A 25,235-nucleotide genomic window follows, 5' to 3' on the forward strand; every position below is an offset into this window, starting at 1 on the left:
ACGATGCAGCGGGAGCCTCGGATGCCGAGGGCTCGGGCGAGGGCGCAGGTGTCTCCGAAGACGTGGGCGACGGGTCACCGCCCTCCGACGGATTCTCCGTCTGCACGGGAGCGGGGGGGCTCGGACGGGGTCGTCTCCGAAGGCGTCGTCTCGGACGGGGCCGGCGTCGGGGTGGGGTGGTCCTCCCCCGTTCCCGGCTGTTCCTCTCCCCCGGTGCCGCCGGATCCACCGCCGGTAGTCACCGTGTCGGGCTCGAAGCGCAGAGGAGCCGCCAGCGTGATCACCGAGGCACCCGAGATCGTGATCGTCGCCCGCGGCGCCCCCGACGCGGCGACGTCCGCCGCAGCGGCGAGAGCGGCGCGCAAGGTGCAGTCCCCGCCGCCCGCGAGACACGAAGCCTTCTGAGACGCGAGGGCCGTGGCATCCGTCGTGTCCGCCGCCGAGGTGACCGTGAACGAGGTGACCGGGGTGACGGCATCCTGAGCGATCGCCGCGGAGCCCGTGGTCGCCGCCCCCAGGGGCAGGACCAGCGCCATCACCACGGCCGTCGCCACGCGCGCCATCACCGGCGAGGGCACCGGCGTCGTCGAGGGCACCACGGGCGATGCCATGGCGAAGATACGCCCCGACGGGCCCGCCGCACGACGATAGAGCGCGACGGCCACCACCAGAGGCAGCGGAGCGAGCACGAGCGGCACGACCCCCGACAGCAGAGCGCCGGAGGTGGCATCGAGCGTCTGCCCGAGCAGACCGGTCGCGGTCACGAGGGCGAGCGCGACGAGCACGCTCAGCAGCCACGCCCCGAGAACCTGCCAGCGACGACCGGCTGCCGCCTTCTCTGCGGCGATCACGGCCGCGCGCGGCCACGCCGGTTCCAGCACGGCGGCGGGCACGAGCAGCACCGCCGTGGGGAGCACGCGCCACAGCACCCCGAAGGGCACGGCGAGCACCAGCCACAGGCGCCAGCGGGTGGCATCCGGTCGTCCGCTTCGACGGCGCATGAGGGAGCGGATGCCGAGGACTGCGAGCGCGAGAAGGCCCAGCACGCTCACGAAGGGGGCGCAGATGAAAGCGAGGGCGACGGCGAGGACGGAGATCCCCGCGGCGAGGAGAAGACGCGGGACGAAACGCACCCCTGTCACCACCGAGCGCCACATCCGCGGGCGCTGACCCGCCAGCGAGGCGTCGACCAGGCGCGCGAGCGCCGCGATCGTGACGAGGACGAGGGGCGAACCCGCCAGGGCGACGATAGCCGAAGCGAGCACACCGACGGCGGCGATGCGAGGCTCGACCGTCGCCGGCGCCTCGGACACCCAGTCGTACAGGGCGGTGCCCTGGGCCGCGAGCGCGACGCCAAGGGCGAAGAAGACCACGGTCAGAGCGACGGCGAAGATCGCCTGAACCACCAGCAGCCTCCACCACGACGACGCGATGGCTCGACCGGAATCACGCAGGGCACCCAAGAGCATGTGCTCATGTTCGCTGACGGCGGACTGTCAACCCCTAGGTGGAACCCACCTACTCATGCCGACACCACCCGACACGGCTCCAACGACGTGAATCGGACAGGACTGCGCCGAGGGTCCTCACGCGCACGGCATACTGATCGACGTGAAGAGCCCGGGTGCCCCCGACGGCGACCGGGTCGCCGCCCTCGCCGACCGTATCGAGGCCGGGCGGGGCCGCGCGTGGCTCATCGAGGGCGTGCCCGGCGCGGGCGCCACTCATCTGTCCGAGCACCTCGCCGATCGCCTCGGCGAGCGCGGGTTCGACGTCGTGCGCACCTTCGCGCTGCCCGAGCTCCGTGGCATCCCTCTCGCTGCTCTTCTTCCTCTGCTGCGGCTCGACCCGACTCGAGAAGCCGACGACGATCCCGCTCGCCGCCTGCAGCGCGTGACGGCGCGACTGGCCGGCACGGCGAAGACGACGGTTCTGGTGATCGATGCCGCCGCGTGGCTCGACGACGTGTCCGCGGCCGCGGTGCATCAACTCGTCCGGTCGTACGGGGTGCGGGTCCTGTTGACGGCGCGCGTCGGGCAGACGCTCCCCGCGCCCCTCCGTCGCCTCGGTGATGAGGGGCTTCTCGAGCGCATCGCGGTGCCCCCGCTCAGCGACGACGATGCCGTCGCGGTGATCGACCTGGCCGCGGGAGGCCGGGTCTCCCCGCCGAGCCTGGTCGCGTTCCTGGACCGCGTGGGCGCGCATCCGCTGTTCCTCAGCCTCCTCGTCGCGCAGTCCCTGCGCTCGGGACTGGCCCGGCAGACCCCGCTCGGGCTGGACCTGGGGCGGCCCTCACCGCCGAGCCGTCTGCGCGAGCTCGTCGCCGAGTGGGTCGAGCTCGCCGGAAGCGCTCGAGCGGAGGCGCTCGGACTGCTGGCGGTGTCGACGTCGCTTCCCCGGGACGTCCTCGCCGAAGCCGATGTCGCCGCCCTGGTCGAGGCAGGGCTCGCCGTCGGCACCCCCGATCGCGTGCGCATCGTCTCGCCGCTCGTGGGCGAGGTGATCTCGGACGGGATGCCACCCGCCCACCGCCGCGAGACCGCTGCGCACGCGTCCGCCCGACTCACCGGGTACGACGATCCCCGCAGTCGGCTCACCCGCATCACCCTCGCCAGCGACGGCGACACCCCGCCCGCGACGGAAGAGCTCGCCGCCGCCGCACGGACCTGCACCGCCCTGGGCTTCCACGCGCTCGCCGTCGACCTCGGCTCTCGTGCCCTCGCCCTCGCGGAGGAGCGGCGAGAACCGGTACCGACCGACGCGGTCGTGCTGCGAGGAGAGTCCCTGTGGCTGCTCGGACGCCATGACGAAGCTGACCGGGCAATGGACCTCGCCGTCCGCGTCGCGCCCGATGACGCCGCCCTGGCGCTGGCCGCATCGCGCGCCGGTTCGTACTGGTCGCTCCGGCGAGAGGACCCCGCGCGCGCCTACCGCGTGACGGGTGACGCCCTCGAGCGGATCACCGATCCCCAAGCAGCCGCGTTCCTGCGCACGAGCATGACCAAGTGGCAGATCATGCTCGGCGACCTGCCCCGCGAGACCCTGACCGGCGGTCGCCTGGGCACCGACGGAGCCGAGGCGGCGGTCGCGTCGCTCGACCCCATGCTGTCGGCCGTCCTGGCGGCCTGCCTGTCGGGCGACACGGTCGCCGCCCGCGCGGGGATCGCCGCCGGGCGCCCGCACGCGCAGGCGGCGCTCGCCGTCATCCGGCACGCCGCCGAACTGTTCGACTACGCGGAGGCCGTCGCCGATTGCGCGGACGCCAACCTCCCCGCCGCGCGCGAGGCGTTCCGCGAGCACGCGACGCACCGCCTCAGCGAGGCCGTGGGCATCTGGACGCTCGGCGCCTCGTGGAGTGCGTTCATGCAGGGGGATGCCGACGGCGCCCTGCTGCACGCCCGCGAGGCGACGTACGAGCTCGCGTGGCGGGACCTCCTCGCCTTCGAGGGGCTGGCCATCGGCACGCGCGCGACGGTCGCCGCTTGGCTCGGGCGTCCCGCGGAGGCGCAGGAATGCCTGGACCGGCTCACCCCGGGCATGCGGGCTCTGGTCATCACCGACCTCGAGGCGGCGCAAGCCGAATCGTGGCTCGCCTTCCGTGCGGGTGCGCCGTCACCGGCGGCCCCGGTGGAACGCGCCGTGGAAGCCGCCGAGGGACGCCACCACGACTGGTGGCTCGCTCTCGCCGCCTTGAGCGCCATCCGCATGGGGCAGCCGTCCGCGGTCCTCGCGGTGCTGCGCCGGTTTCCGGCCCACCACGCCGGCCCCTCGGTGCGCCTGTTCGTCGCATACGGAGAAGCCCTCGAGCAGGGGGATCCCACCGCGCTCGTCGCCGCAGCCCAGGGGCTCGAGACGGCCGGATACCTCGCCGCCGCCTACGACGCGGCCCGCCAGACGCTAGCGCTCGGAGCCCACCCCGACGCGGCGACCGCCGCCCGCCGCGCTCGCGTCATCGTCACCCGCGTCGGTGCGCTCCTGTCGCCCTCGCCGACGGCGCGCTCCGGCGTCGCCGACCTGCTCACGGCGCGCGAGTGGGCCGTCGCCAGCGCCGCGGCCACCCGAGCACGCAATCGAGAGATCGCCGAGAGCCTGGGCCTGTCGCACCGCACGGTCGAGAACCACCTCGCCGCCGTCTATCGCAAGCTCGGCGTGAGCGGGCGCGACGAACTCCGCGAGGTCGTCACCGCCGCCGCGATCGCGTGACCTCGCAGGTGCCCGCCCGCGGAGTGTGACGCGGCCGCCGACGGGCGTGGTCCGTCAGCCCCGCGTGCAGTTTCCGGATGCCACGGGAGCCGACAACGACCCCATCTGGGCCATCACGGGCTCGAGTTCGGCGGGGGTCATGGCGTAGCCGACGTTGTCGTCGGTGTCGGATCGAGCGAAGACGATCCCCGCGACCTGACCGGACGTGGTCAGCAACGGGCCGCCCGAGTTGCCCGGCCGGACGATCCCGGCCAGGGCGTAGATGTCACGCGGGGCGGAGGAATCGTCGTAGATGTCGGGCACCGGAACCGTGCCCTCCGACAGGATCTGCGCGCTCCCCGAGGTGAAGGGGCCGCCACCCGGGTACCCCTGCACGACGGCGGGAGAACCGACGGCCAGCGTCTGCGCGATCGGCAGGGAGGCGGCATCCAACTGATCCACAGAGATCACCGCGATGTCGTCGACCGGGTCGAAGTACACCACGCGTCCCTCGCGCGCCGGACGACCCGGCAGTTCGACCAGCGGGGTGTCCACGCCCGCGACGACGTGGGCGTTCGTGACGACGCGGCCGTCGGCGACGACGAAGCCCGACCCGCTCGAGGTGATGCCGCAGGCGTAGGCGGTGCCCGAGATCCGCGCCACCGACTGCGCCGCCTGGGTCAGTGCGGGGTCGTCGAGGGCGATGCTCGGAGTCGTGGGGACCGGGCCGATCTGGATGAGCTCGCCCAGGCGAGGGATGCCGTCGGCGAAGATCGTTCCGCGCAGGTCGGCGAGCGCTCCGCGCACGGGTGCCGGGGTGAGGTCGTCGATCGTGCGCACCACGGTCGAGGAGCCGAGCGCGGCGGAGACGACGGGCACGCCGACCGGGGTCAGGGAGCCGGCGACGAACGAGATGGTGAGGGCGGCGGCGGCCACGTTCACCACACCGCCGAGGAGGCGCTCGGGCACGCGCAGCTTGATGCGGTCGGCGCCGCGCCGGAAGAAATTGCCGACGGCGCTGCCGAGACCCGAGCCGATGACGAGCAGGGCGATGCCCGCGCCGATCATGGCGGGTCCTCGCCATGCGAGGTCGGTGACCCACTGCCCCACGAACGGAAGCACCCAGTAGGCGGCGACCGCCCCGAGCGCGAGCCCCGCGAAGAAGCCGATGGTGGCGAGGAAGCCCCGGGAGAGCCCCACGGCGAGTGCGACCGCCAGAAGGGCGATCAGGGCGATGTCGACGATCGGCATCCGACCTCCTGTGTTCGCTTCGAGGCTAGAACGCCCGTCTGAGAGAACCCTTTCGACGCGCGGGGCCGGGCGGGCCTGTGCGCCCGGCCCCGCGAATTCGCCCTTCGAGTCGGAATGACACTAAGATCGGTTCCGGAGATATGGTCACCATGACACGAACCCCTCAGCCCGAGTCCCGCGACGCCGACGTGCGCGTCGCGGTGTCGACCGTGATCTTCAGCGTGCGCCGCGACGCCGACGACGAACCCGTCCTCTCGCTCCCCCTGGTGCGCCGCACACGCGATCCGTTCGGCGGGCGGTGGGCGCTGCCCGGCGGCTGGCTCGACGCGAGCGAGGGGCTCGACGCCGCGGCATCCCGAACCCTCGCCGAAACCACCGGCCTCACCCCCAGCTACCTCGAGCAGCTGTACGCGTTCGGGGCGGTCGACCGCTCCCCCACGCGCGTGGTGTCGATCGTCTATTGGGCGCTGCTGCGCTCCGACGAGGTCGACGCCCAGGTGGCCGCGCACGCCCGCGAGGGCGACGCCCCCGAGAACGTCGAGTGGTTCGACGCGACCGACCTCCCGGCCCTCGCCTTCGACCACAACGACATCGTCGAGTACACGCTGTGGCGCCTGCGCAACAAGGTCGGCTACAGCCGCATCGCCCACGGCCTGCTGCCCGACGAGTTCACGCTCGCCGACCTGCGTGAAGTGACCGAGTCGATCCTCGGCAAGCGCCTCGACCCGGCGAACTTCCGTCGCCAGGTCGACACGTCCGACACCCTCATCCCGACCGAGCGCTTCCGCACCGGAAGCCACCGACCCGCCCGCCTCTACCGCTACAACCGCGACGTGGAGCTCGCCGACCGCGGCCCGCTCCCGTCCCGTCACTGATCGGAAACGCCCATGTCCGCCACGCCTCTCACCCTGCAGCCCCGCCCCGCGATCGACCCCAGCGTCGACCACGCGATCCAGGCGATCGTCTCGGGCGCCTCGACCGATGCGACCTGCACGACCGACCTCGCCGTCGGCCCCTGGGACTTCGACACGCGCCCCGGCTACGGCCCCGGCTCGTCGATGGGCGACGTCATCCCCACCGGGGCGCCGCGCCAGGGCGAGCTGCCGCAGCAGTACCGCGACGCGTCCGACGACGAGCTCGACGCCCGCGTCCGCGCGGCGAAGGCGACGCTCGGCGACCGGGTCGTCGTGCTCGGGCACTTCTACCAGCGCGAAGAGGTGGTGCGTCACGCCGACTACGTGGGCGACTCGTTCCAGCTCGCGAACGCCGCGAAGGAGCGCCCCGAGGCCGAGGCGATCGTGTTCTGCGGCGTGCACTTCATGGCCGAGACCGCCGACCTGCTGTCGCGCCCCGACCAGGCCGTCATCCTGCCGAACCTGGCCGCGGGCTGCTCGATGGCCGACATGGCCGACATCGACCAGGTCGAGGAGTGCTGGGAACAGCTCGAAGACGTGCTCGGAGACCTCGAGACCCCGGATGCCGAGGGCCTGGTCCCCGTGATCCCGGTGACGTACATGAACTCCTCCGCCGTCATTAAGGGCTTCGTCGGTCGTCACGGCGGAATCGTCTGCACCTCGTCGAACGCGCGCACCGTGCTCGAGTGGGCGTTCGCACGCGGTCGTCGCGTGCTGTTCTTCCCCGACCAGCACCTGGGCCGCAACACCGCCAAGGCGATGGGCGTGCCCCTCGAACAGATGCCGATGTGGAACCCGCGGAAGCCGCTCGGCGGCTCGACAGCCGAGGTGATCGAAGACAGCCGCGTCATCCTCTGGCACGGCTTCTGCTCGGTGCACCGCCGCTTCACCGTCGACCAGATCGACAAGGCCCGCGCCGAACACCCGGGCGTGCGCGTGATCGTGCACCCCGAGTGTCCGATGGACGTGGTCGACGCCGCCGACGAAGCGGGCTCGACCGACATCATCCGCAAGGCCATCGCCGCCGCGACCGAGCCCACGACCTTCGCGATCGGCACCGAGATCAATCTCGTGCAGCGCCTGGCCGCCCAGTACCCGCAACACGAGATCTTCTGCCTCGACCCGGTGGTGTGCCCCTGCTCGACGATGTACCGCATCCACCCCGGCTACCTCGCCTGGGTGTTGGAGTCGCTCGTCGCGGGCGAGGTCGTCAACCGCATCACGGTCCCGGCCGACGTCGCCGAGCCCGCGACCGTCGCCCTCGAGCGCATGCTCGCGGCCAAGCCGAACGGCGCGGTGAAGTGACTACCGTCGTCGTGGTGGGCAGCGGCATCGCCGGTCTCACGGCGGCGCTGCACGCGGCCGAGTCCGGATGCCGTGTCACGGTCGTGACGAAGGGCGCCCTGCCCGACACCAACACGCGGTGGGCGCAGGGCGGGATCGCGGCGGTCACCTCCCCCGCCGACACCGTGGCCTCGCACGCCGCCGACACGCTCACGGCCGGCGCGGGTCTGAATGATCCGGATGCCGTGGACGTCCTCGTCGGCGAGGGCACGACCCGCATCGCCGAGCTCGTCGCGCGGGGCGTGGACTTCGATCGCGCCGCCGACGGCGACTTCTCGCGTGGGCTGGAGGCGGCCCACGCCGTCGCGCGCGTGCTGCACGCCGGCGGAGACGCGACGGGAGCGGCGATCCAGGCCGCTCTCGGCGACGCTGTCCGGGCCGCGGCCATCGAGCTGCGCGAGCACGCGCTGCTGCGCGACCTGCTGATCGCGAACGGACGCGTCGTCGGCATCGAGCTCGACGGCGGCGAGCGCCTCACCGCCGACGCGGTGATCCTCGCCACCGGTGGCGCCGGGCAGCTCTACGCCCACACCACCAACCCGCTCGGGGCCACGGGCGACGGCATCGCCGCGGCGGTCCGCGCGGGCGCCGCCGTGGCCGACCTCGAGTTCGTGCAGTTCCACCCGACCGCGCTGGCCGTGGGCGCACCGTTCCTCGTGTCGGAAGCCGTGCGCGGAGAGGGCGCGACCCTCGTCGACGACACCGGCCGCCGCTTCGCGTTCGACGCCCACCCCGATGGCGAGCTCGCCCCGCGCGACGTCGTGGCCCGCGCCAACGCGCGCGCGATGGCGGCGCAGGGCGGTCGCCCGGTGCGGCTCGATGCCACTGCCATCGGCGACGAGCGCCTCGCGCAGCGCTTCCCCACGATCGACGCCGCCGTGCGCGAGCGCGGTCTCGACTGGGGTCGCGAGCCGATCCCGGTGACCCCCGCGGCGCACTACCTGATGGGCGGGGTCGTGACCGACCTCGACGGACGCACGACGGTTCCCGGGCTCTACGCGGTCGGCGAGACCGCCCGCACGGGCGTGCACGGCGCCAACCGCCTGGCCTCGAACTCCCTGCTCGAGGGCGCGGTGTTCGGCGCACGCGCAGGAGAGGCCGTAGGCCGCGACACGGTCTGGCCCGTCGCCGCCGTCGCGCCCGTCCCCCTTCGGGAAGTCCCGGACGCCGCTGCCCCGCCCTTCACCCGCGCGGCGCTCCAGCAGCTGATGTGGACCGACGCGGGGCTCATGCGCGACGCCGCGGGTCTCACCCGGGCCGCCGGGATCCTCGCCGCGTGGCGCACAGCCGGCGCAGCCCTCGGTGTCGAAGACGCGAACCTGTTGCTCGTCGCGTCGCACGTGGTCGACGCGGCGTTGCGGCGCACGGCATCCGTCGGCGCGCACTTCCGCTCCGACGCCGAGACCGGTTCGATCGCTGCGCCGGCGGTCGGCGCCGACACTCGCGTCCTCGCCGCCGTCGTTGCGGTCGAGGCCTCGGGGACCGACGCCGACCCTCGCGACCCCTCACCCGCCCGCGTGCCCGCCGCCGCGGCATCCGCCCCCTCCTCCCCCTCGAAGGTGCTCGCATGCTGACCCGTTCCGCCATCGACCGCGTCGTCACCGCCGCCCTCGAAGAAGACGCACCGTGGGGCGACCTCACGAGTGAGACCCTCATCCCCGAGAACGCCGTCGCCCGCGCGGAGCTCGTCGCGCGGGTCGAGGGCGTCTTCAGCGGAGCCGCGGTGTTCGCCGCCGCCTTCACCCTCACCGACCCCTCGACCTCCGTCGAGCAGCTCGTCGCAGACGGCGAGCGTTTCTCCCCCGGTGACACGCTCGCCGTGGTCACGGGCCCTGCGCGTGCGGTGCTGACCGCCGAGCGCATCGGGCTCAACTTCGCGCAGCGCATGTCGGGCATCGCCACCCTCACCGCCCGCTACGTCGCCGAGGTCGCCCACACCGGCGCGCGCATCGTCGACACGCGCAAGACCACGCCCGGCCTGCGCGCGATCGAGCGGCAGGCCGTGCGCGACGGCGGCGGGCACAACCACCGCTTTTCGCTCTCGGATGCCGTGATGGCCAAGGACAACCACCTCGCCGTGCTGACCGCGCAGGGTGTGTCGGTGACCCAGGCACTCGAGAGTGCGATCGCGCGTCTCCCCCACACCACGCACGTCGAGGTCGAGGTCGACCGCCTCGACCAGATCGACGCGGTACTCGCGGCCGGGGTCGGCACCATCATGCTCGACAACTTCTCGCTCGACGACCTGCGCACCGGTGTCGCCCGCATCGCCGGCGCCGCGCAGGTCGAAGCATCAGGGGGCGTGAGCCTCGAGACCGTCCGCGCGATCGCCGAGACCGGGGTCGACGTCATCTCGGTCGGAGCCCTCACCCACTCGGCATCCGCCCTCGACCTCGGGCTCGACATCCGCATCGAGACGGCGTGAGCCTCTACCTCGACAACGCCGCCACCACCCCCGTGCGCCCCGAGGTGCTCGAGGCCATGACCCCGTACCTCACCCGTTACTTCGGCAACCCGTCGAGCCATCACGAGGTGGGTGAGGCCGCGGCATCCGCCCTCGACGACGCCCGCCGTCGCGTCGCCGCCGTACTGGGCATGCGCCCCGCAGACGTGCTGTTCACCTCGGGCGGCACCGAATCGAACAACGCCGCGATCAAGGGGATCGTCCTGGGGTCGGAGCGGCGGCACCTCGTCACCACCGCGATCGAGCACGAATCGGTGCTCGCCTCGGCCGACTACCTGCACCGCCTCCACGGCGTCGAGATCACCCACGCACCCGTCGACGACACCGGAACCCTGACCCCCGAGGCGCTCGCCGCAGCGCTGCGCGACGATACGGCCCTCGTGTCGGTGGGCTATGCCAACAACGAGATCGGCACGGTGCAAGACGTCGCCGCGCTCGCCGCCGTCGCGCACGCCCGCGGGGTGCCCCTGCACCTCGACGCCGTGCAGGCTGCGGGGTGGCTGCCGCTGTCGGGGACGGGGGCGGATGCCGTCACCATCGCCGGGCACAAGCTCGGCGCCCCGAAGGGCACGGGCATCCTGGCCGTGCGCGGACGCCTGCCGTTCGAGCCGCTGCTGCACGGCGGCGGGCAGGAGCGCGGCCGTCGCTCGGGCACCCCCGACGTCGCCGGAGCCGTGGGGATCGCCACCGCCCTCACCCTCGCCGAGACCGAAAGGGCCAACGAGGTCGCCCGGGTCGGCGCCCTGCGCGACGCGTTCATCGCCCGCGTGCTCGCCCTCGTTCCCGGCGCGCGTCTAACCGGTCACCCGACGCATCGCCTCCCCGGGACGGCGAGCTTTGTCTTCCCCGGCACCAACGGCGAGACCGTGCTGCTCGAGCTAGAGCGGCGCGGCATCGTGTCCTCCAGCGGATCCGCGTGCGCGGCCGGCAGCGACGAGGCGTCGCACGTGCTGCTCGCGATCGGCGTCGCGCACGACGACGCCCGCACCGCCGTGCGGTTCACTCTCCCGCACGGTCTCACCGCTTCTCTCGACGACGTGGCAGATGCCGTCGCCACCGCCGTCACCGCCGTAGGATCGCGCGGGTGAGTTCCACCCCCGTCACCGTCATCGTCCCCGGGTTCGACGTCGCCGCCTTCGCCGAGGAAGCCCTCGACTCCCTGCGGGCGCAGACGCACCCGCACTGGAGCGCGATCCTCGTCGACGACGCCTCGAACGATGACACAGCGCGCATCTTCGCCGACGCCGCCTCCGCCGACCCGCGGTTCCGCCTCGAGCGGCACACCTCACGGCGGGGGCTCGGAGCTGCCCGCAACACCGGCCTCGCACGGGTCGACACCCCGTACACCGCGTTCCTCGACGCCGACGACGTCATGCGCCCCCACGCCCTCTCGCGCCTGGCCGACACGCTCGATCGCACCGGCAGCGACTTCGTGGTGGGCGCCTACGTACGTCTGCGACCGGATGCCGACACCCCCGCCTACGTCGCCGGAGAGGTGCAGCCCTGGGTGTCGGCATCCACCGATCCCGCCCGTGAGCGCACGACGCTCGCGGAGCACCCCGCCGCCTCGGGCAACATCGTGGCGTGGTCGAAGATGAGCCGCACCGCCTTCTGGCGCGAGCACGACCTGCGGTTCCCCGAGGGGCGTTACTACGAAGACCAGGTCCTCACGCAGCGCATGTACACGCTTGCGGCGGGGTTCGACGTCATCCCCGACGTCGTGGTCGACTGGCGCCAGCGCCGCGAGGGCGGGTCGATCACCCAGCGACTCAGCGAACTCGACATCCTGCGCGATTACCTCGACGCTCTCGGTGAGGGCATCGCGGTCCTGCAGGCCGCCGGAGCCGACGCGGCCGTGCGGGAACGCGGGGCGCTGATCCGCACCCTGGACCTGCCGCCGCTCGAGCGCATCGCCGAGTCGCACCCCGACCCCGCGTACCGCATCGCGCTCGAGGCGTTCGTCGAGACCCTGCCCGGCTGACGCCCGCCCGGGGCAAAACCGCGGAGCTCCGCCCGACACGCCGATGGCGGATGCCGTTACACGGCGCGCGGTTGGAAAGCTCCGCCGTTGTGCACGCGGCGGACCCGCGCCCGTCCGGTCTGATGGCGGGCGCCTCAGTCGGGTGCCTCGTCGGCGCGTCGCGCGGGAAGGGCGGCACGGGCGAGGCCCGCTTCGTCGAGCTGCTCCTCGGCGAGGACGAACGACGCCGCGAGCTGTTCGGCCGCGAGGCTCGCGTACAGGCCGCCCTGGGCCAGCAGCTCGCTGTGCGTTCCCGATTCGACGATGCGGCCGGCATCCACCACGTGGATTCGGTCGGCGCCGATGACCGTCGACAGGCGGTGCGCGATCGACAGGGTCGTGCGTCCGTGCGAGGCCGTCTCGAGGGCCTCTTGCACGATGCGCTCCGACACCGTGTCGAGGGCGCTCGTCGCCTCGTCGAGCAGGAGGACCGGCGGGTCCTTCAGCAGCACGCGCGCGATCGCGATGCGTTGCTTCTCTCCGCCCGACAGACGGTAGCCGCGCTCGCCCACGATGGTGTCGTAGCCCGCCTCGAACGAGGCGATGACGTGGTGGATGTTCGCCGCGCGGCACGCGGCCTCGATCTCGGCGTCTGTGGCGTCGGGCCGGGCGTAGCGCAGGTTCTCGCGAACGGTCGCGTGGAACAGGTAGGTCTCTTGCGAGACGATGCCGATCTCGTCGATGATCGAGGCCCGGTCGAGGGTGCGCACGTCGGCGCCCGAGAACATCACCGCTCCCCCGGTTGCCTCGTACATGCGCGGAGTCAGGTAGAGGATCGTGGTCTTGCCTGCGCCCGATGGGCCGACGAACGCGACGTGCTGGCCGGGCTCCACCGTGAACGAGACGCCGTCGAGAGTGGGCCGCGCCTGCGCGGGGGCGTCGGGGTAGCGGAACTCGACGTCGCGGAACTCGATGCGCCCCACCGGTCCCGGAGCGGCCGAGACGGGCCGCGCGTCGGGCTCGTCGACGATCGCGGGACGCAGGTCGAGGTACTCGAAGATGCGGGCGAACAGCGCCGACGAGGTCTGCACGTCGAGCGCGACGCGCATGAGCCCCATCAACGGCATGAGCAACCGAGCCTGCACGGTGGTGAACGCCACGATCGTTCCTGCCGTGATCGCTCCCGCGCCGCCTCCGATGAGGTACCCCGCGACGAGGTAGATGACCGCGGGAACACTCGACATGATCACTTGAACCACGGCGAAGAAGCCCTGGCCGCTCATGGCCCGGCGTACCTGCAGACGGACCTGATTGTCGTTCTCGGCGTCGAAGCGGGCGGATTCCGTGCGCTGGCGGTTGAACGACTTCGACAGCAGGATGCCGGAGACGCTCAGGGTCTCTTGCGTGATCGCCGACAGCTCCGACAGCGACTCCTGCGTCTCGCCCGCGATGCGCGCCCGCACCTGGCCCACGCGGCGTTGCACGAAGAGGAGGAAGGGCATGAGCGCGACCGCGATCAGGGTCAGTCGCCAGTCGATGAGGATCATCGCCACCAGCGACGCGATGACCGTCACGGCGTTTCCGAGGATGCTCGTGACCGTGTTCGTCAGCACGCCCGAGACACCGCCGACGTCGTTCTGCAGACGAGACTGGATGACGCCCGTCTTGGTGCGGGTGAAGAAGCCGAGCTCCATGTCTTGGAGGTGATCGAACAAACGCGTGCGCAGATCTCCGGTGACCCGGTTGCCGACCGTTGCGGTGAGCCAGGTCTGGCCCACGTTGAGGGCCGCCGAGACCAGGAAGAGTCCGATCATGATGCTGACCAGGAAGGCGAGCAGTGAGAGGTCGGGGCTCGACCCGTCGACGGGGAACAACGCGTCGTCGAAGATCCGCTGCACCAGCAGCGGCGGGACGACGGCGACGGCCGCGCCCACCACGACGAGGAGCGCGGTGAAGACGATGCGACCGCGGTAGGGCCGGAACAGGTCGACGACGCGGCGACCGAGGTGGGCCACGCGCGGGGCCTGCGCGTTGCGACGGCGCTGCACCTCGGCATCCACGCCGCGGAACATACTCCCGCCCATCCCCATGCTCATGATCGTCAGCCTACGTCCGACCACCGACACCGGCTCCGGCTCCGGCGGTGTCGGGGGCACCCGATAGGGTCGCGAGCGGGTCTCCTCCGATCCGTGGACCCGCCGTCGGAATAACCCGGGCCGCACCTCCGTTGTGACCCTCGCAGTCGCCCTCCGTGGCGCCACGAAGCCCCCCGCACGCAAAGGACCTCGTCATGGCCGCCACCGGCACCGTTCCCGTCTCCCGACCCCACGCCGCCGCACCCGCGGCGCCCGCGCCCCGCCCCGGCCCCGTCATCGCTCTGCTCGTCGTCGCCGCGTTCGTCGTCATCCTCAACGAGACCACGATGTCCGTCGCTCTGCCCGCGATCATGGCCGACTTCGGCGTGAGCGCCGCCACCGGACAGTGGCTCACTTCGGCGTTCCTGTTGACGATGGCCGTCGTCATCCCCCTGACCGGCTTCCTCCTCGAGCGCTTCCCCATCCGCGTCGTCTTCTTCAGCGCGATGGGCATCTTCGCTCTCGGTACCCTCGTCGCCGCACTCGCTCCGGCCTTCGGCGTCCTGCTCGCGGGCCGCATCGTCCAGGCGATGGGCACGGGCGTCATGATGCCGTTGCTGTTCACCACCGTCCTGAACCTGGTCCCCGCGAACAAGCGCGGTCGGGTCATGGGCGTCGTCACGATCGTCATCGCCGTCGCTCCCGCGGTGGGCCCGACCGTGTCCGGCCTCATCCTGTCGGCTCTCACCTGGCACGCGATCTTCTGGCTCATCCTCCCGATCGCCCTGGTGGCCATCGCGCTCGGTGCCCGCTGGGTCCGCAACGTCACCCAGACCCGTCCCGACGCACGATTCGACGTGCTCTCCGTGGTCCTGTCGGCGATCGGCTTCGGGGGTCTCGTCTACGGCCTCAGTGCCATCGGCGAGTCGGCATCCGGGCACTCGTCCGTTCCGGTGTGGATCCCCCTCGCCGTCGGCGCGGTCTTCGTCACCGTCTTCGTGATCCGTCAGCTCCGCCTGCAGCGCTCCGACTCCGCTCTTCTCGACCTGCGTGTGTTCCAGAGTTCGTCGTTCCGTCTCGCTGTGCCGCTGGTCGCGATCGTGATGGCCGCGCTCTTCGGCTCGCTCATCCTGCTGCCGATCTTCCTGCAGCAGGCGCTCGGTCTCAGCAGCCTCACGGTGGGTCTCATGCTGCTTCCGGGTGGCGTGCTCATGGGCGTGATGGCCCCGATCGTCGGCCGCCTCTTCGACCGCTTCGGGCCGACCCCGCTCGTCATCCCCGGCATGCTGATCGCGGCCGCGGTGCTGTGGACGATGGCGCTCACTTTCGGTCAGGACACGCCCATCTGGTGGATCGTGACGGTGTACCTCGCTCTCAACCTCGGGCTGGGCCTCGTCTTCACACCGCTGATGACCTCCGCGCTCGGCTCGCTCCCCCGCCGGTTGTACTCGCACGGCAGTGCCGTGGTGGGCACCGCGCAGCAGGTGGCCGGCGCGGCGGGTACGGCCGGTTTCGTGGCCATCATGACCGTGTTCTCCAGCGCCGCTCTCGCCGGTGGTGTCGATCAGGCCGGAGCCGTCGCGTCGGGCGTCCACGCCTCGTTCATCGTCGGCGCGGTCATCGCCACCGCAGCGGTCGTCCTCGCGTGCTTCGTCCGCAAACCGACGGAGGCCGAAGACGCCGACGCGCCTGTCGCCGCACACTGACCTCGGCACCGGGTGGGCGCGCCCGCGCCCGCCCGGTCTTGCGAGACACGCCAGCTCCCCGACCCGGGACGGGCGGAGGGTCTGCAGCCGTCCTGCGCGGCGCCGCACTGAGGCACGCGCCGACGCGGCGTCGATGCGACACGCGAAGCGAGCGTTCAGCGTGACAAGCGCTGGCTGACGTCAGAGCGAAAAGCCACGGCGCGAAATCAAGACGACACGCGCCGGCGCAGCGCCAGGGCGCTCACGGCGGCGAGGGCCAGCGCGACACGCACCAGCACGGAATCAGAGCGAGCAGGAACCGCCGCCGCAGCACTGCGACGCGGAAGGCTTCTCTGTGGTGTCGGTCTCGACACCGGGAGCGTTGAGCAGCGCGATCAGCGGCTTCGACGCGGCGGTGGTGTCAGAGGTGGTGTCAGCGGACATGCGCTCCATGCTACGCCTGCGCGCGAGCGCGGGGGCCGCGCGGTTCAGGTAACGCCGGGGTCCGGCATCCGCAACCCCCGTCTCTTCGTCTCGCCCGGTTCATAGCGTGGAAGCACCCCCGATCGAGAAAGAAGGGCTTCCCATGACCGACCTCACCGGAAAACGCATCGCGTTCCTCGCCACCGACGGATTCGAAGACAGCGAGCTGACCAGCCCGTGGGAGGCCGTGACCTCCGCCGGAGCCGAGGCGGTCCTCGTCTCGCCGAACGACGACAGCATCAGCGGCGAGAAGGGCCACGAGCAGAAGGTCGACCTCTCCGTCTCCGGCGCCTCGGCGGGCGACTTCGACGCCCTCGTGCTCCCCGGCGGCGTGCAGAACGCCGACGACATCCGCATCGTGGAGGACGCCGTGTCGTTCACCCGTGGCTTCTTCGACCAGCACAAGCCGGTCGCCGTCATCTGCCACGGCGGATGGATCCTCACCGAGGCCGACGTGCTCAAGGGCCGCACGCTCACGAGCTACCCCACGCTGCAGACCGACCTGCGCAACGCCGGTGCCACGTGGGTCGACGAAGAGGTGCACGTCGACCAGGGCTTGGTCTCGAGTCGTAACCCCGATGACCTGCCCGCGTTCAACGCGAAGCTCGTCGAAGAGGTCGCCGAAGGAAAGCACTCCGGCCAGACCGCCTGAGCATTCCGCGACGAGGGGCCCCGCACTTCGGTGCGGGGCCCCTTCGTCGTCCCCGCCGCCCGAGGGGTCAGAACGTGTCGCCGAGCGACGCGCGGGGCGACACGTATCGACCCCTCACACGGGCTGCGCGCCGGGGCGCGCCGCTCAGGCGTCCGCGGGCAGCGTCTGGCAGGACGGGCACCACTGCCCGCCGCCCTTCGTGCCGGGAATGTCCTCGATCACCCCGCCGCAATCGGGGCAGGGCTCTCCCGTACGCCCGTGCACGCGCATCGACGCGACCTTCGCGGCCTTCTGCTCGGCGATCGGGACTCCGCGACGTGCGATGACGGCAGCGGTCAGGGTGTCGTGCAGCGCGTGGTGCAACCGGGTGATGTCATCGTCGCTGAGGGCTGCGGCGTGGGCGGTGGGCGACAGTCGCGCGGCGAAGAGGATCTCGTCCGAGTAGGCGTTGCCGATGCCCGCGAGCGTCTCTTGCTCCTGCAACAGCGCCTTGAGCTGCTTGCGCCGCAGCCCGAGGGCTTCGGCGAGCTTGTCTCGCGAATAGCCGAAGTCCGCGGCATCCGGTCCGAGTTTCGCGACCGAGGGCACCTCGTCGGCGGCATCGACGACGTGGAGCTGCACCGACAGCCACTCCCCGGCATCAGTGATGCCCAGGATGCCGTGGTCGAACACGATCCGCGCGATGACAGCCGCTCCCGCGGGGGCGTCGTCGTCCGCGGGCCCGTCACTCCAGGTCGCCCACCCGGCCCGCCCGAAGCCCAGACCCAGGTGCACACCGTCGAGATCGAGGTCGATGTGCTTGCCGTGGCGGGTCACCGCGGTCACGGTACGACCGACGATCTCGTCGAGCGGCCGCGCTCGGGTCTTCAGCGCCCGGCCCTCGACGAGCTCGACACCCGTCACAGTGCGACCGGTCAGGCGCTCGCGCAGGAAGAGCGCGAGCGCCTCGACCTCGGGTGCCTCAGGCACCGGTCGATCCGATCACGACTCCGACGACGCCGGGGGCGTGGTCGGGGCCGGGTACGAGCGCGTCTGGGCGGATTCGCCGGCGTGCTGGGGGTTCGTGAACGCGTCCGCGACGACGCGCCCCTGAATGATCTGCGTCAGGTCGATGCCCGTCGCCGCCTTGACCGCTTCGAACGACGAGCGCAGGCCCGTCGCCGATTCCGTCGCGAGGTGACCGCTGGCGCCCTCGCCGCCGAGGACGGTGATGTTGCCGACGCGGTCGTAGCCCTTGGCGAACTCCGCCATCATCGGCACCAGGGCCTCGAGGGCGCGCTGCGCGAGCAGGGCCTCCTGGTTGTGCGACAGCGCCTCGGCCTCGGCGCGGATCGCCTCGGCGCGGGCTTCACCGGCCAGGCGGACGGCCTGGGCGTCGGCCTCGGCGCGCACGCGCACGGCGGCGGCTTCTTGCTCGGCGATCTCGGCGCGGGCCTGGGCGGCCTTGATCTGCGCGTAGGCCTCGGCGTCGGCATCCTTCTGGCGCTGGTAGAGGTCGGCGTCGGCGACGCGGGAGACCTCGGATTCCAGGCGGGCCTGCGTGTTCTGGGCCTCCTGCTGCAGGACGGCCTGGCGGCGCTCGGCGCGGGTCAGTGCCTCGGCCTGCTCGGCCTCGGCATTGGCGCGACCGACCTCGGCCTTGGCCGCGGCGCTGTTCTTGTCGAGCTTGGTCTGCTCGATGAGGTTGGCCTCGTCCGTGGCGATCTGGCGCGCGCGGATCTCGCGGACCGCGTTGATGCGGGCGACCTCCGCCTCGCGCTTGACGCGCTCGACCTCGGTCGCACCGAGGGCGGAGATGTACCCGTTGGTGTCGGTGACGCCCTGAATCTGGAACGAGTCGAGGATCAGGCCCTGCGACGAAAGGTCGGCCTTGATGCCCTCGGCGATCTGGTCCGAGAGACGCTGGCGGTCGCGCATCAGCTCTTCGACGGTCAGCGTCGCGACGACACCACGCAGCGCACCCTCGAGCTGCTCGGTCGTGAACTGCTCGATCGCCTTGTCCTGCGAGGCGAAACGCTCGGCCGCGCGGCGCACCGACTCCGGGTCGGATCCGATCTTGACCAGGGCCACGCCGCTGACGTTGACGGTGACGCCGTTGGACGACTGCGCGGTCGGCTCCATCTTGATCTGGCGCGCGCGCAACGAGATCATCTCGCCGCGCTGCGTCAGCGGGTTGACGATCGCGCCGCCGCCCGTGATCACGGTGATGCGCGAGGACTCGCCGTCGGCGCTCTTCTGCCGCTTTCCGACGATGACCAGCGCTTCGTCGGCCTTCGCGACGCGGTACCAGCCGCGGATCACCAGGCTGAGCACGATCATCACGACGATCGCGACCACCACGACGATGGCGGCGATGACGCCGATGGCTCCGAGGGCGGCGAGTTCCATACTTCTCCTTCGACGGGTACCGCGAACCGCGGTACGGGGGAATTCCCTCCAACCTATCCGGGGGCCCGCGGCCGGTGTCCACCCCTTCTGCGCACGATTCCGGTCCCCGCGGGGGTGGGGAGGAGCGTACCGTTGAGGGTGGGCGGCCCGAACCGCCCGAGAAGGGTCCCCCATGAAGATCGTTTCGTCGCAGGACTGGCGAGATGCCATCCGCTTCGATGCTCCCGTGCTCGTCTCCGAGGTCGTCCCGGGCGAAGCCACCCGCTGCGTCGCCTGCGGCACTGACGGTCCGCTGTACGAGCGCACCGAGCTGTGGGCCGTGAAGCACCGCCACCCCAAGCACCACGGCGGGTTCGTGCGGTTCTACTGCGAGGCGCACAAGCCGGCCGCCCCGCCGCCGCCGCCAGCCCCGACCATCGAGGCCCGCCGCGCCCGTGCCGCGTCCACTCCCAAGGAGCGTCGCGCGCCGAGCCTCAAGCCCACCCCGATCACCGACCGCCCCACTCGCGCGATGTGCCCCGACTGCTTCGTCGAGGTCTCCGCGGGTGGCGACTGCGGGATGTGCGGGGCCCAGGTCCTCTGACCGACGGACCACCCACATGAACAGAACCGCCCCGGATCACTCCGGGGCGGTTCTGTCGTTGGCAGGGTCTCAGCGCGCCGAGATGGTCCACTCGGCGTCGTGCGAGGCTCCGGGGTCGAGCGAGACGACGCCCGTGTCGAAGTCGTAGGCGTCGTCGTTGAACGCGTCGGGTGCGCAGGTCATCGGTTCGACGGCGAGGCCGGCGCGATGACCGGGCGTGCCGGGACCGTCCGGCAGATCGGCGGTGTGGATCTGCACCCAGGCGCACTCCCCCGCCCAGCTCATCTCGACGCCGGTGCCCGAGGGATCGGTGAGCGTGACGGTCGCGCGGCCGTCGGCATCCCGGATCAGTCCCGTGTAGGCGTGGTCGATCTCGACGGCACCCAGCACCCGCTCGTCGCGGAAGTCGAAGCGCTCGGCGTCGGAGGTGACGGATGCCAGTGCCACCGGCGCGAGCCGATCGGGGGTGACTTCGAGAACGGTGTCGGCGGGCAGGCCGAGCGTCCACTCGTCGAGGGTCGCGGGGCCCGCGACGAGGTACGGGTGGGGTCCCGTGCCCCAAGGCGCCGGTGTGTCCGACAGGTTCGTGGCGCGGACGGTCTGCGTGAGGCCGTTCGCCGCAAGGCGGTAGGTGGTCGAGACGACGAGCCACCAGGGGTACCCGGCCTGCGCGGTGACGGTCGCGGTCAGGGTGACGGCGTCATCGGACGCCTCGAGGATGTTCCAGTCGACCCATGACAGCAGCCCGTGCAGCGCGTGCCCGCGGTTCGGCTCGGTCAGCGGCAGCTGGTGCTCGACGCCGTCGAAGTGGTGGATGCCGTCGACCACGCGATTCGGCCAGGGGGCGAGCGTCGTCCCCCGGTAGCCGGGACGGAGCTCGTCGGCATCGAAGGGAACGACGAGGTCGCGGCCCTCGTACGTCAGGGAGCGGAGGGAGGCGCCGACGCTCGCGATCGCGGCTTCGTAGCCGTGTGCGCGGAGGACGACGGGGGTGCCCGAGACCACGGTGGGGGTCTCGGTGGGAACGGCAGCGGTCATGTCGCCATTATCCCGGCCGCGGCCCCGGCACCCCGGCATCCCCTCCGCCGGATTTCATCCGAACAGACGAAATGCCCCGATCCACACGGATCGGGGCATTTCGGGGAGGGCGACTTACTTGAAGGCGTCCTTGACGTTCTCGCCGGCCTGCTTGGCATGGGCCTTGGTCTGGTCAGCCTGACCTTCGGCCTCGAGGCGCTCGTTGTCCGTCGCCTTGCCCGTGGCTTCCTTCGCCTTGCCAGCGATGTTCTCCGCAGCGTTCTTGATCTTGTCGTCGAGTCCCATAGTCGGCTCCTCCCGTGTGGTCTTCGGGTATCTCCCGATGTGCGTACACGGTAAGCCGCCGACCTCCGGAGAAAAGGGGGGCTTGAATTTCAGGTCGTGGTGGGGAAGAGAAACCAATAGGTTCGAGACGTGGGGGACCCTGGAGATATCTCGTGAGCACGCTCGCCGATTTCGGCGACCTCCTCGAGGAAGCACCGCGAGAGCCGCAGCCGAGCGGTCGCGCCGGGCGCGTCGTCCTCATCGTCTTCCTCGTCGTCACCCTCCTCATCCTCGGCGGGGGCGGTGGCTACGTGTGGTGGGCCTCGTCCGCCGCTCTACCTGCCCCGACCGTCACTTCCCAGGCTCCTGCCGCGAACGCCGGGGCGGCGGCATCCCTCGCCCTCCCCGCCGGAGGCGAGACTCTGCTGCGCGTCGACGGAGGCGCCGACTACCTCGGCCCTGATGCGGCCCAGTCCTTCGCCGCGTCGGGAGGGAACGACTCGCGCTCCCTCGCGAGCATCTCGAAACTCGTCACCGCCCTGGTCGTCCTCGACGCCCACCCGCTGAGCGGGCCGACCGACCCCGGGCCGACCATCTCGTACACCGAGGCCGACACCGATCTGTACGACCAGTTCTACGTGCAGGGCGCGGTCATCGCGCCGATGCCCGACGGACTGAAGCTGTCGCTGCACGACTCGCTCACGACCATGCTGCTGCCCTCGGCCGCCAACTACGCCGTCGCCATCGCCCGGTGGGGGTTTGGTTCCGAGGGGGCGTACGTGTCGGCGGCTCGATCGTGGCTGAGCAAGAACGGTCTGAACGACACCCGGATCGTGGATGCCACGGGCATCGACTCCCGCAACGCCAGCACCCCGAGCGATCTGCTGGCGCTCGCGAAACTGGCCGAGGCGAACCCGGTCATCGCCCAGATCGCCGGCACCCGATCGGCGCAGATCACCGGCGCCGGCACGGTCACCAACACCAACGACCTGCTGGGGACCCTCGGCATCACGGGTCTGAAGACCGGCAACCTCGGCGACGGCACCTTCAACCTGCTGTTCACCTCGTCACTCGACGTGGGAATCGGTTCTCCCCTGCAGATCACGGGCGCGCGACTGGGTGGCGAGACCCACGACAGCACCGACGCGGACGTCCGCAACCTCCTCCAGAGCATCAGCGACGGCTTCCACGACATCCCGCTCGGCACGGTCGGCGACGACCTCGGCACCATCTCGACCCCGTGGGGCTCGAGCGCGTCGCTCGTGCTGGCCAAGACGACCAAACTCCGTACGTGGTCGGACACACCCGTCTCGGTCACCCTCGACACCACGACCCCGCAGAACTACGCCGACGGCGAGGTCGTCGGCTCGGTCACGTGGACCGCGGGGCCGCAGACGACGTCGGCCGAGGTGAAGATCAAGGGAGCGATCGAGGAGCCGTCCCTGTGGTGGCGGCTGACGCACCCGAGCGAGCTGGGCTGAGCACCGAGGACGCCCGCTTCCCCGGGAACGAGTCGACCGGATGCCGAACCCTCGCGGTGTCATCGACCGCGGCGCGTCCGGGGCTCGTTGAAGACCAACCGCGGGGCCGATAGCGTTCGTCTATGAGGCGAACAGTCCCCCTTCTGACGTTCACGGCCGTTCTGGCCCTCGGTCTGAGCGCGTGCGTCCCGCAGCCCTCCCCCGAGCCGACGGAAGCGGCTTCGCCGACGCCCGCCTTCACCCCGTCGGAGAAGCCCACTCCGACGGTCTCACCCACGGGCGACGCGGCAGCCCCGGCGAGCGATGCCGTCCTGATCGTCTCTCTCGACAGCGCCTCGATCGCCGCGGGGTCGACCCTCGAGTACTCGCTGAACTCCGTCGACGCGTGGACGGCGGCGCTCGGCACGGCCCCCACGCAGTCGGCGGTCGAGGGCCCCTACGGCGGCACCCTCGAGCTCACCGCGCTCACCTGGCCGGGATTCACCGTGACCGTACCCAATGACGGATCCACCCGCGGCGCCACCGTCCGCGCGACCACGCCCACGGTGTCCGGCCACCCGGTCGTCACCACGGGCGGCATCGGTGTCGGCTCGACCCGCGCCGAGGCGGTCGCGGCGGGCGCCACGGAGGGCTTCGACTCCACCGCGCTGCGCCTCGACACGCGCGACGTACCGGGGACGCAGTCCCTCCAACGCCCGGGCGAGGTGGGGCGCGAGTACGTGATGCTCGTGCTCGACGGCGACGCGGTGACGCTACTCATCCTGCCGGCGAACGACTACAGCGACATCTGATCCCCCTTTGCGGGTGAAACGCGCGGATGCCCCGGGTGAAATACAGTGCATCTCCTCGCCCCGGACCGGCGCCTCGCCCTAACGTGAGGGGCATGTCGCCACTCCCGCTCGAACCCGGAACCCTCGCCGATTGGGTCGCGGCGCTCGCCGCCGTCCTGGGGTGCATCTTGAGTATCTTCGCGCTCCGCGTCGCGCTCGCCGCGAACAGGACCGCTGACGAGACGCGTCAAGAGGCCGTCGCCTCCGCGCGCGACTCGGCTACGCGCGAAGCCCAACGAGACGAGGTCGACCGAGCGCGCGACCGTCGCCAGTTGGCGGGCAGCGTCGCCTCATGGTGGGCGGCCGACCGAGATGAAAGCGGTCGCCGATACGGGGTCGTCGTCTCGAACCAGAGCCCGACGTCGGCCGTGTTCTACGACGTCGAAGTTCACGTGGCTGGCCCGGGCGAGAACACCCACATCATCCGCATGAAGGTGCTGCCGCCCGGACAGTTCTTCGTCCAGAACCGAGGGCTCGCCCTGCAATCCTCCTGGGACGGTATTCCCCGACCAGTCCGCGAGGCTGACGTTCTCGACCCCTTCACCGTCGCCGGCGATCGCTCCATCACCCGGTTGGAGTACGCCGATGGCCTCGGCACGAGGTGGCGGTGGACGCCCGGGGAAGGTCTCGTCGAGCTTTCACCGAGCGCCCTCAGCGCTGCACGCGTCTGAGAAGAGACGTCGCTCCTAGGCTGAGGTCATGAGCGCCCCCTCCCCCGCACAGGTCGATCGCGCCATCGGCGCCGTCCTCGTCTCGGCCGCGGGCGACGCCCTCGGCTCCGCCTACGAGTTCGGCCCTGCCCTCGCCGACGAGGTCGTGCCCGCGTTCGGACGCGGGCATTTCGGCCACGGCGAGCGCGAGTGGACCGACGACACGAGCATGGCCGTTCCGATCCTCGACGAACTCGCCGCCGGACACCGCCTCGAAGACCCCTCCTCGCTCGAGACGATCGTGCACCGCTGGAAGGAGTGGGCGCGCGAGGCCCTCGACGTCGGTGCCCAGACGCGCCAGGTCCTGTCCCGCATCCCCGCCGGCGGAGTAATGGATGCCATCACCGCGGCATCCCGCGCCGTGCACGACGCGTCGGGTCGCAGCGGAGGCAACGGCTCGCTCATGCGCACGGGTCCCGTCGCCCTCGGCTATCTCGATCGCCCGCGCGAGGATCTCGCCGCGGCCGCCGGCGCCGTCGCTCGCCTCACCCACTGGGAGGACGACAACCTCGACGCGTGCGCTCTGTGGTGCGGGGCGATCCGCCACGGCATCCTGACCGGGGAACTCGACATGCGCGCGCAGCTCGATCTCGTGCCCGCCGAGCGCCGCGGTCGGTGGGGCGATCTCATCGACGCGACCGAGGGCCGGCATCCGCGGGACTTCGAACAGGCGAACGGGTGGATCGTCCGGGCGTTCCAGGGCGCCCTCGCCGCCGTCTCGGGCGCGGCGACGCCGCTCGACGCGATCGAGCGCGCCGTGCGCGGCGGGAACGACACCGACACGGTCGCGGCCATCGCCGGCTCGCTCGCGGGCGCCGTGTGGGGCGCCGACGCGCTTCCCGCCTCGCACGCCGAGGGCCTGCACGGCTGGCCGGGTATCGACGGCACCGAGCTCGCGCGCCGCGCGCGGGCAGCCGTGGGGGCCTGACGC

At 71.6% G+C, this 25,235-nt stretch carries 22 protein-coding genes; 14 read left to right on the forward strand and 8 right to left on the reverse strand.

Features of this window, described 5'->3' with window-relative positions; all coding sequences use genetic code 11:
• Window positions 1-74: 74 nt before the first annotated feature.
• Window positions 75-1,469, reverse strand: a complete 1,395-nt coding sequence (locus BLS25_RS16050) for a CSLREA domain-containing protein (RefSeq protein ID WP_074697023.1) — start codon at window positions 1,467-1,469, stop codon at window positions 75-77.
• A 142-nt stretch (window positions 1,470-1,611) separates the two neighbouring features.
• Between BLS25_RS16050 and BLS25_RS16055 the strand changes: the two genes are divergently transcribed.
• Window positions 1,612-4,203: a LuxR family transcriptional regulator gene (locus BLS25_RS16055; RefSeq protein ID WP_074697025.1), complete on the forward strand. Its 2,592-nt coding sequence runs from the start codon at window positions 1,612-1,614 to the stop codon at window positions 4,201-4,203.
• A gap of 54 nt (window positions 4,204-4,257) precedes the next feature.
• On the opposite strand, the gene BLS25_RS16060 is transcribed toward BLS25_RS16055, so the two are convergent.
• Window positions 4,258-5,433 carry a MarP family serine protease gene (locus BLS25_RS16060; RefSeq protein WP_074697027.1) on the reverse strand — a complete coding sequence of 392 codons (1,176 nt, stop codon included), beginning with the start codon at window positions 5,431-5,433 and terminating at the stop codon, window positions 4,258-4,260.
• Between the two features lie 149 nt (window positions 5,434-5,582).
• Here BLS25_RS16060 and BLS25_RS16065 point away from each other — a divergent pair, with 149 nt between their 5' ends.
• From BLS25_RS16065 to BLS25_RS16090, 6 genes are read left to right on the forward strand one after another with little or no spacing between them, the layout of a single operon-like run.
• Window positions 5,583-6,308: an NUDIX hydrolase gene (locus tag BLS25_RS16065; RefSeq protein ID WP_056230168.1), complete on the forward strand. Its 726-nt coding sequence runs from the start codon at window positions 5,583-5,585 to the stop codon at window positions 6,306-6,308.
• Window positions 6,309-6,320: 12 nt separating this feature from the next.
• Window positions 6,321-7,652, forward strand: coding sequence for a quinolinate synthase NadA (nadA, locus tag BLS25_RS16070; protein ID WP_074697029.1), 1,332 nt, complete (start codon window positions 6,321-6,323; stop codon window positions 7,650-7,652).
• Window positions 7,649-9,265: an L-aspartate oxidase gene (nadB, locus tag BLS25_RS16075; protein WP_081349903.1), complete on the forward strand. Its 1,617-nt coding sequence runs from the start codon at window positions 7,649-7,651 to the stop codon at window positions 9,263-9,265. The genes nadA and nadB overlap by 4 nt, the downstream gene beginning before the upstream one ends.
• A complete protein-coding gene (nadC, locus tag BLS25_RS16080; protein WP_074697030.1) occupies window positions 9,259-10,116 on the forward strand; it encodes a carboxylating nicotinate-nucleotide diphosphorylase in 858 nt (285 codons plus the stop codon). The genes nadB and nadC overlap by 7 nt, the downstream gene beginning before the upstream one ends.
• Window positions 10,113-11,243, forward strand: a complete 1,131-nt coding sequence (locus BLS25_RS16085; protein ID WP_074697032.1) for a cysteine desulfurase family protein — start codon at window positions 10,113-10,115, stop codon at window positions 11,241-11,243. The genes nadC and BLS25_RS16085 overlap by 4 nt, the downstream gene beginning before the upstream one ends.
• The gene (locus tag BLS25_RS16090; protein WP_074697034.1) at window positions 11,240-12,136 is read left to right on the forward strand and encodes a glycosyltransferase family 2 protein; all 897 of its coding nucleotides are present in this window, start codon (window positions 11,240-11,242) and stop codon (window positions 12,134-12,136) included. Before BLS25_RS16085 ends, BLS25_RS16090 begins: the two co-directional genes overlap by 4 nt.
• A 134-nt stretch (window positions 12,137-12,270) precedes the next feature.
• Here the strand turns inward: BLS25_RS16090 and BLS25_RS16095 are convergent, their stop codons facing one another.
• A complete protein-coding gene (locus BLS25_RS16095; protein WP_074697036.1) occupies window positions 12,271-14,211 on the reverse strand; it encodes an ABC transporter ATP-binding protein in 1,941 nt (646 codons plus the stop codon).
• A 194-nt stretch (window positions 14,212-14,405) separates the two neighbouring features.
• Here BLS25_RS16095 and BLS25_RS16100 point away from each other — a divergent pair, with 194 nt between their 5' ends.
• Complete coding sequence (locus tag BLS25_RS16100) at window positions 14,406-15,896, forward strand: MDR family MFS transporter (RefSeq protein WP_056230115.1); 1,491 nt, start codon at window positions 14,406-14,408, stop codon at window positions 15,894-15,896.
• Window positions 15,897-16,178: 282 nt separating this feature from the next.
• On the opposite strand, the gene BLS25_RS17015 is transcribed toward BLS25_RS16100, so the two are convergent.
• Entirely contained in the window at window positions 16,179-16,319 is a 141-nt protein-coding gene (locus BLS25_RS17015; RefSeq protein ID WP_156371708.1) for a hypothetical protein, read from the reverse strand.
• Between the two features lie 142 nt (window positions 16,320-16,461).
• On the opposite strand from BLS25_RS17015, the gene BLS25_RS16105 reads away from it, so the two are divergent.
• Complete coding sequence (locus tag BLS25_RS16105) at window positions 16,462-17,010, forward strand: type 1 glutamine amidotransferase domain-containing protein (RefSeq protein WP_074697038.1); 549 nt, start codon at window positions 16,462-16,464, stop codon at window positions 17,008-17,010.
• 144 nt (window positions 17,011-17,154) lie between these two features.
• Here BLS25_RS16105 and BLS25_RS16110 read toward each other — a convergent pair whose 3' ends face one another.
• Together BLS25_RS16110 and BLS25_RS16115 are read right to left on the reverse strand one after the other, a co-directional pair.
• The gene (locus BLS25_RS16110; protein WP_074697040.1) at window positions 17,155-17,979 is read right to left on the reverse strand and encodes a DNA-formamidopyrimidine glycosylase family protein; all 825 of its coding nucleotides are present in this window, start codon (window positions 17,977-17,979) and stop codon (window positions 17,155-17,157) included.
• Window positions 17,980-17,991: 12 nt separating this feature from the next.
• Complete coding sequence (locus BLS25_RS16115) at window positions 17,992-19,398, reverse strand: SPFH domain-containing protein (protein WP_074697042.1); 1,407 nt, start codon at window positions 19,396-19,398, stop codon at window positions 17,992-17,994.
• Window positions 19,399-19,570: 172 nt separating this feature from the next.
• Here BLS25_RS16115 and BLS25_RS16120 point away from each other — a divergent pair, with 172 nt between their 5' ends.
• The gene (locus BLS25_RS16120) at window positions 19,571-19,981 is read left to right on the forward strand and encodes a glucose-6-phosphate dehydrogenase (protein ID WP_074697044.1); all 411 of its coding nucleotides are present in this window, start codon (window positions 19,571-19,573) and stop codon (window positions 19,979-19,981) included.
• 69 nt (window positions 19,982-20,050) lie between these two features.
• Here the strand turns inward: BLS25_RS16120 and BLS25_RS16125 are convergent, their stop codons facing one another.
• Window positions 20,051-21,019, reverse strand: a complete 969-nt coding sequence (locus BLS25_RS16125; RefSeq protein ID WP_074697046.1) for an aldose 1-epimerase family protein — start codon at window positions 21,017-21,019, stop codon at window positions 20,051-20,053.
• Between the two features lie 114 nt (window positions 21,020-21,133).
• Complete coding sequence (locus BLS25_RS16130) at window positions 21,134-21,304, reverse strand: CsbD family protein (RefSeq protein ID WP_074697048.1); 171 nt, start codon at window positions 21,302-21,304, stop codon at window positions 21,134-21,136.
• A gap of 152 nt (window positions 21,305-21,456) precedes the next feature.
• Between BLS25_RS16130 and BLS25_RS16135 the strand changes: the two genes are divergently transcribed.
• The 4 genes from BLS25_RS16135 to BLS25_RS16150 all read left to right on the forward strand — a co-directional run bounded on the left by BLS25_RS16135 (window position 21,457) and on the right by BLS25_RS16150 (window position 25,232).
• On the forward strand, window positions 21,457-22,764 hold the full coding sequence (locus BLS25_RS16135; RefSeq protein WP_256335606.1) for a D-alanyl-D-alanine carboxypeptidase family protein: 1,308 nt from the start codon (window positions 21,457-21,459) through the stop codon (window positions 22,762-22,764).
• Between the two features lie 122 nt (window positions 22,765-22,886).
• Complete coding sequence (locus tag BLS25_RS16140) at window positions 22,887-23,555, forward strand: hypothetical protein (RefSeq protein ID WP_074697050.1); 669 nt, start codon at window positions 22,887-22,889, stop codon at window positions 23,553-23,555.
• A 92-nt stretch (window positions 23,556-23,647) separates the two neighbouring features.
• A complete protein-coding gene (locus BLS25_RS16145; protein ID WP_056230093.1) occupies window positions 23,648-24,265 on the forward strand; it encodes a hypothetical protein in 618 nt (205 codons plus the stop codon).
• Between the two features lie 28 nt (window positions 24,266-24,293).
• Window positions 24,294-25,232, forward strand: coding sequence for an ADP-ribosylglycohydrolase family protein (locus BLS25_RS16150; protein WP_074697052.1), 939 nt, complete (start codon window positions 24,294-24,296; stop codon window positions 25,230-25,232).
• The last annotated feature ends 3 nt before the right edge of the window (window positions 25,233-25,235 follow it).

The sequence above is a fragment of the Microbacterium testaceum StLB037 genome (assembly GCF_900104345.1).
GTDB classification, from domain to species: domain Bacteria; phylum Actinomycetota; class Actinomycetes; order Actinomycetales; family Microbacteriaceae; genus Microbacterium; species Microbacterium testaceum_A.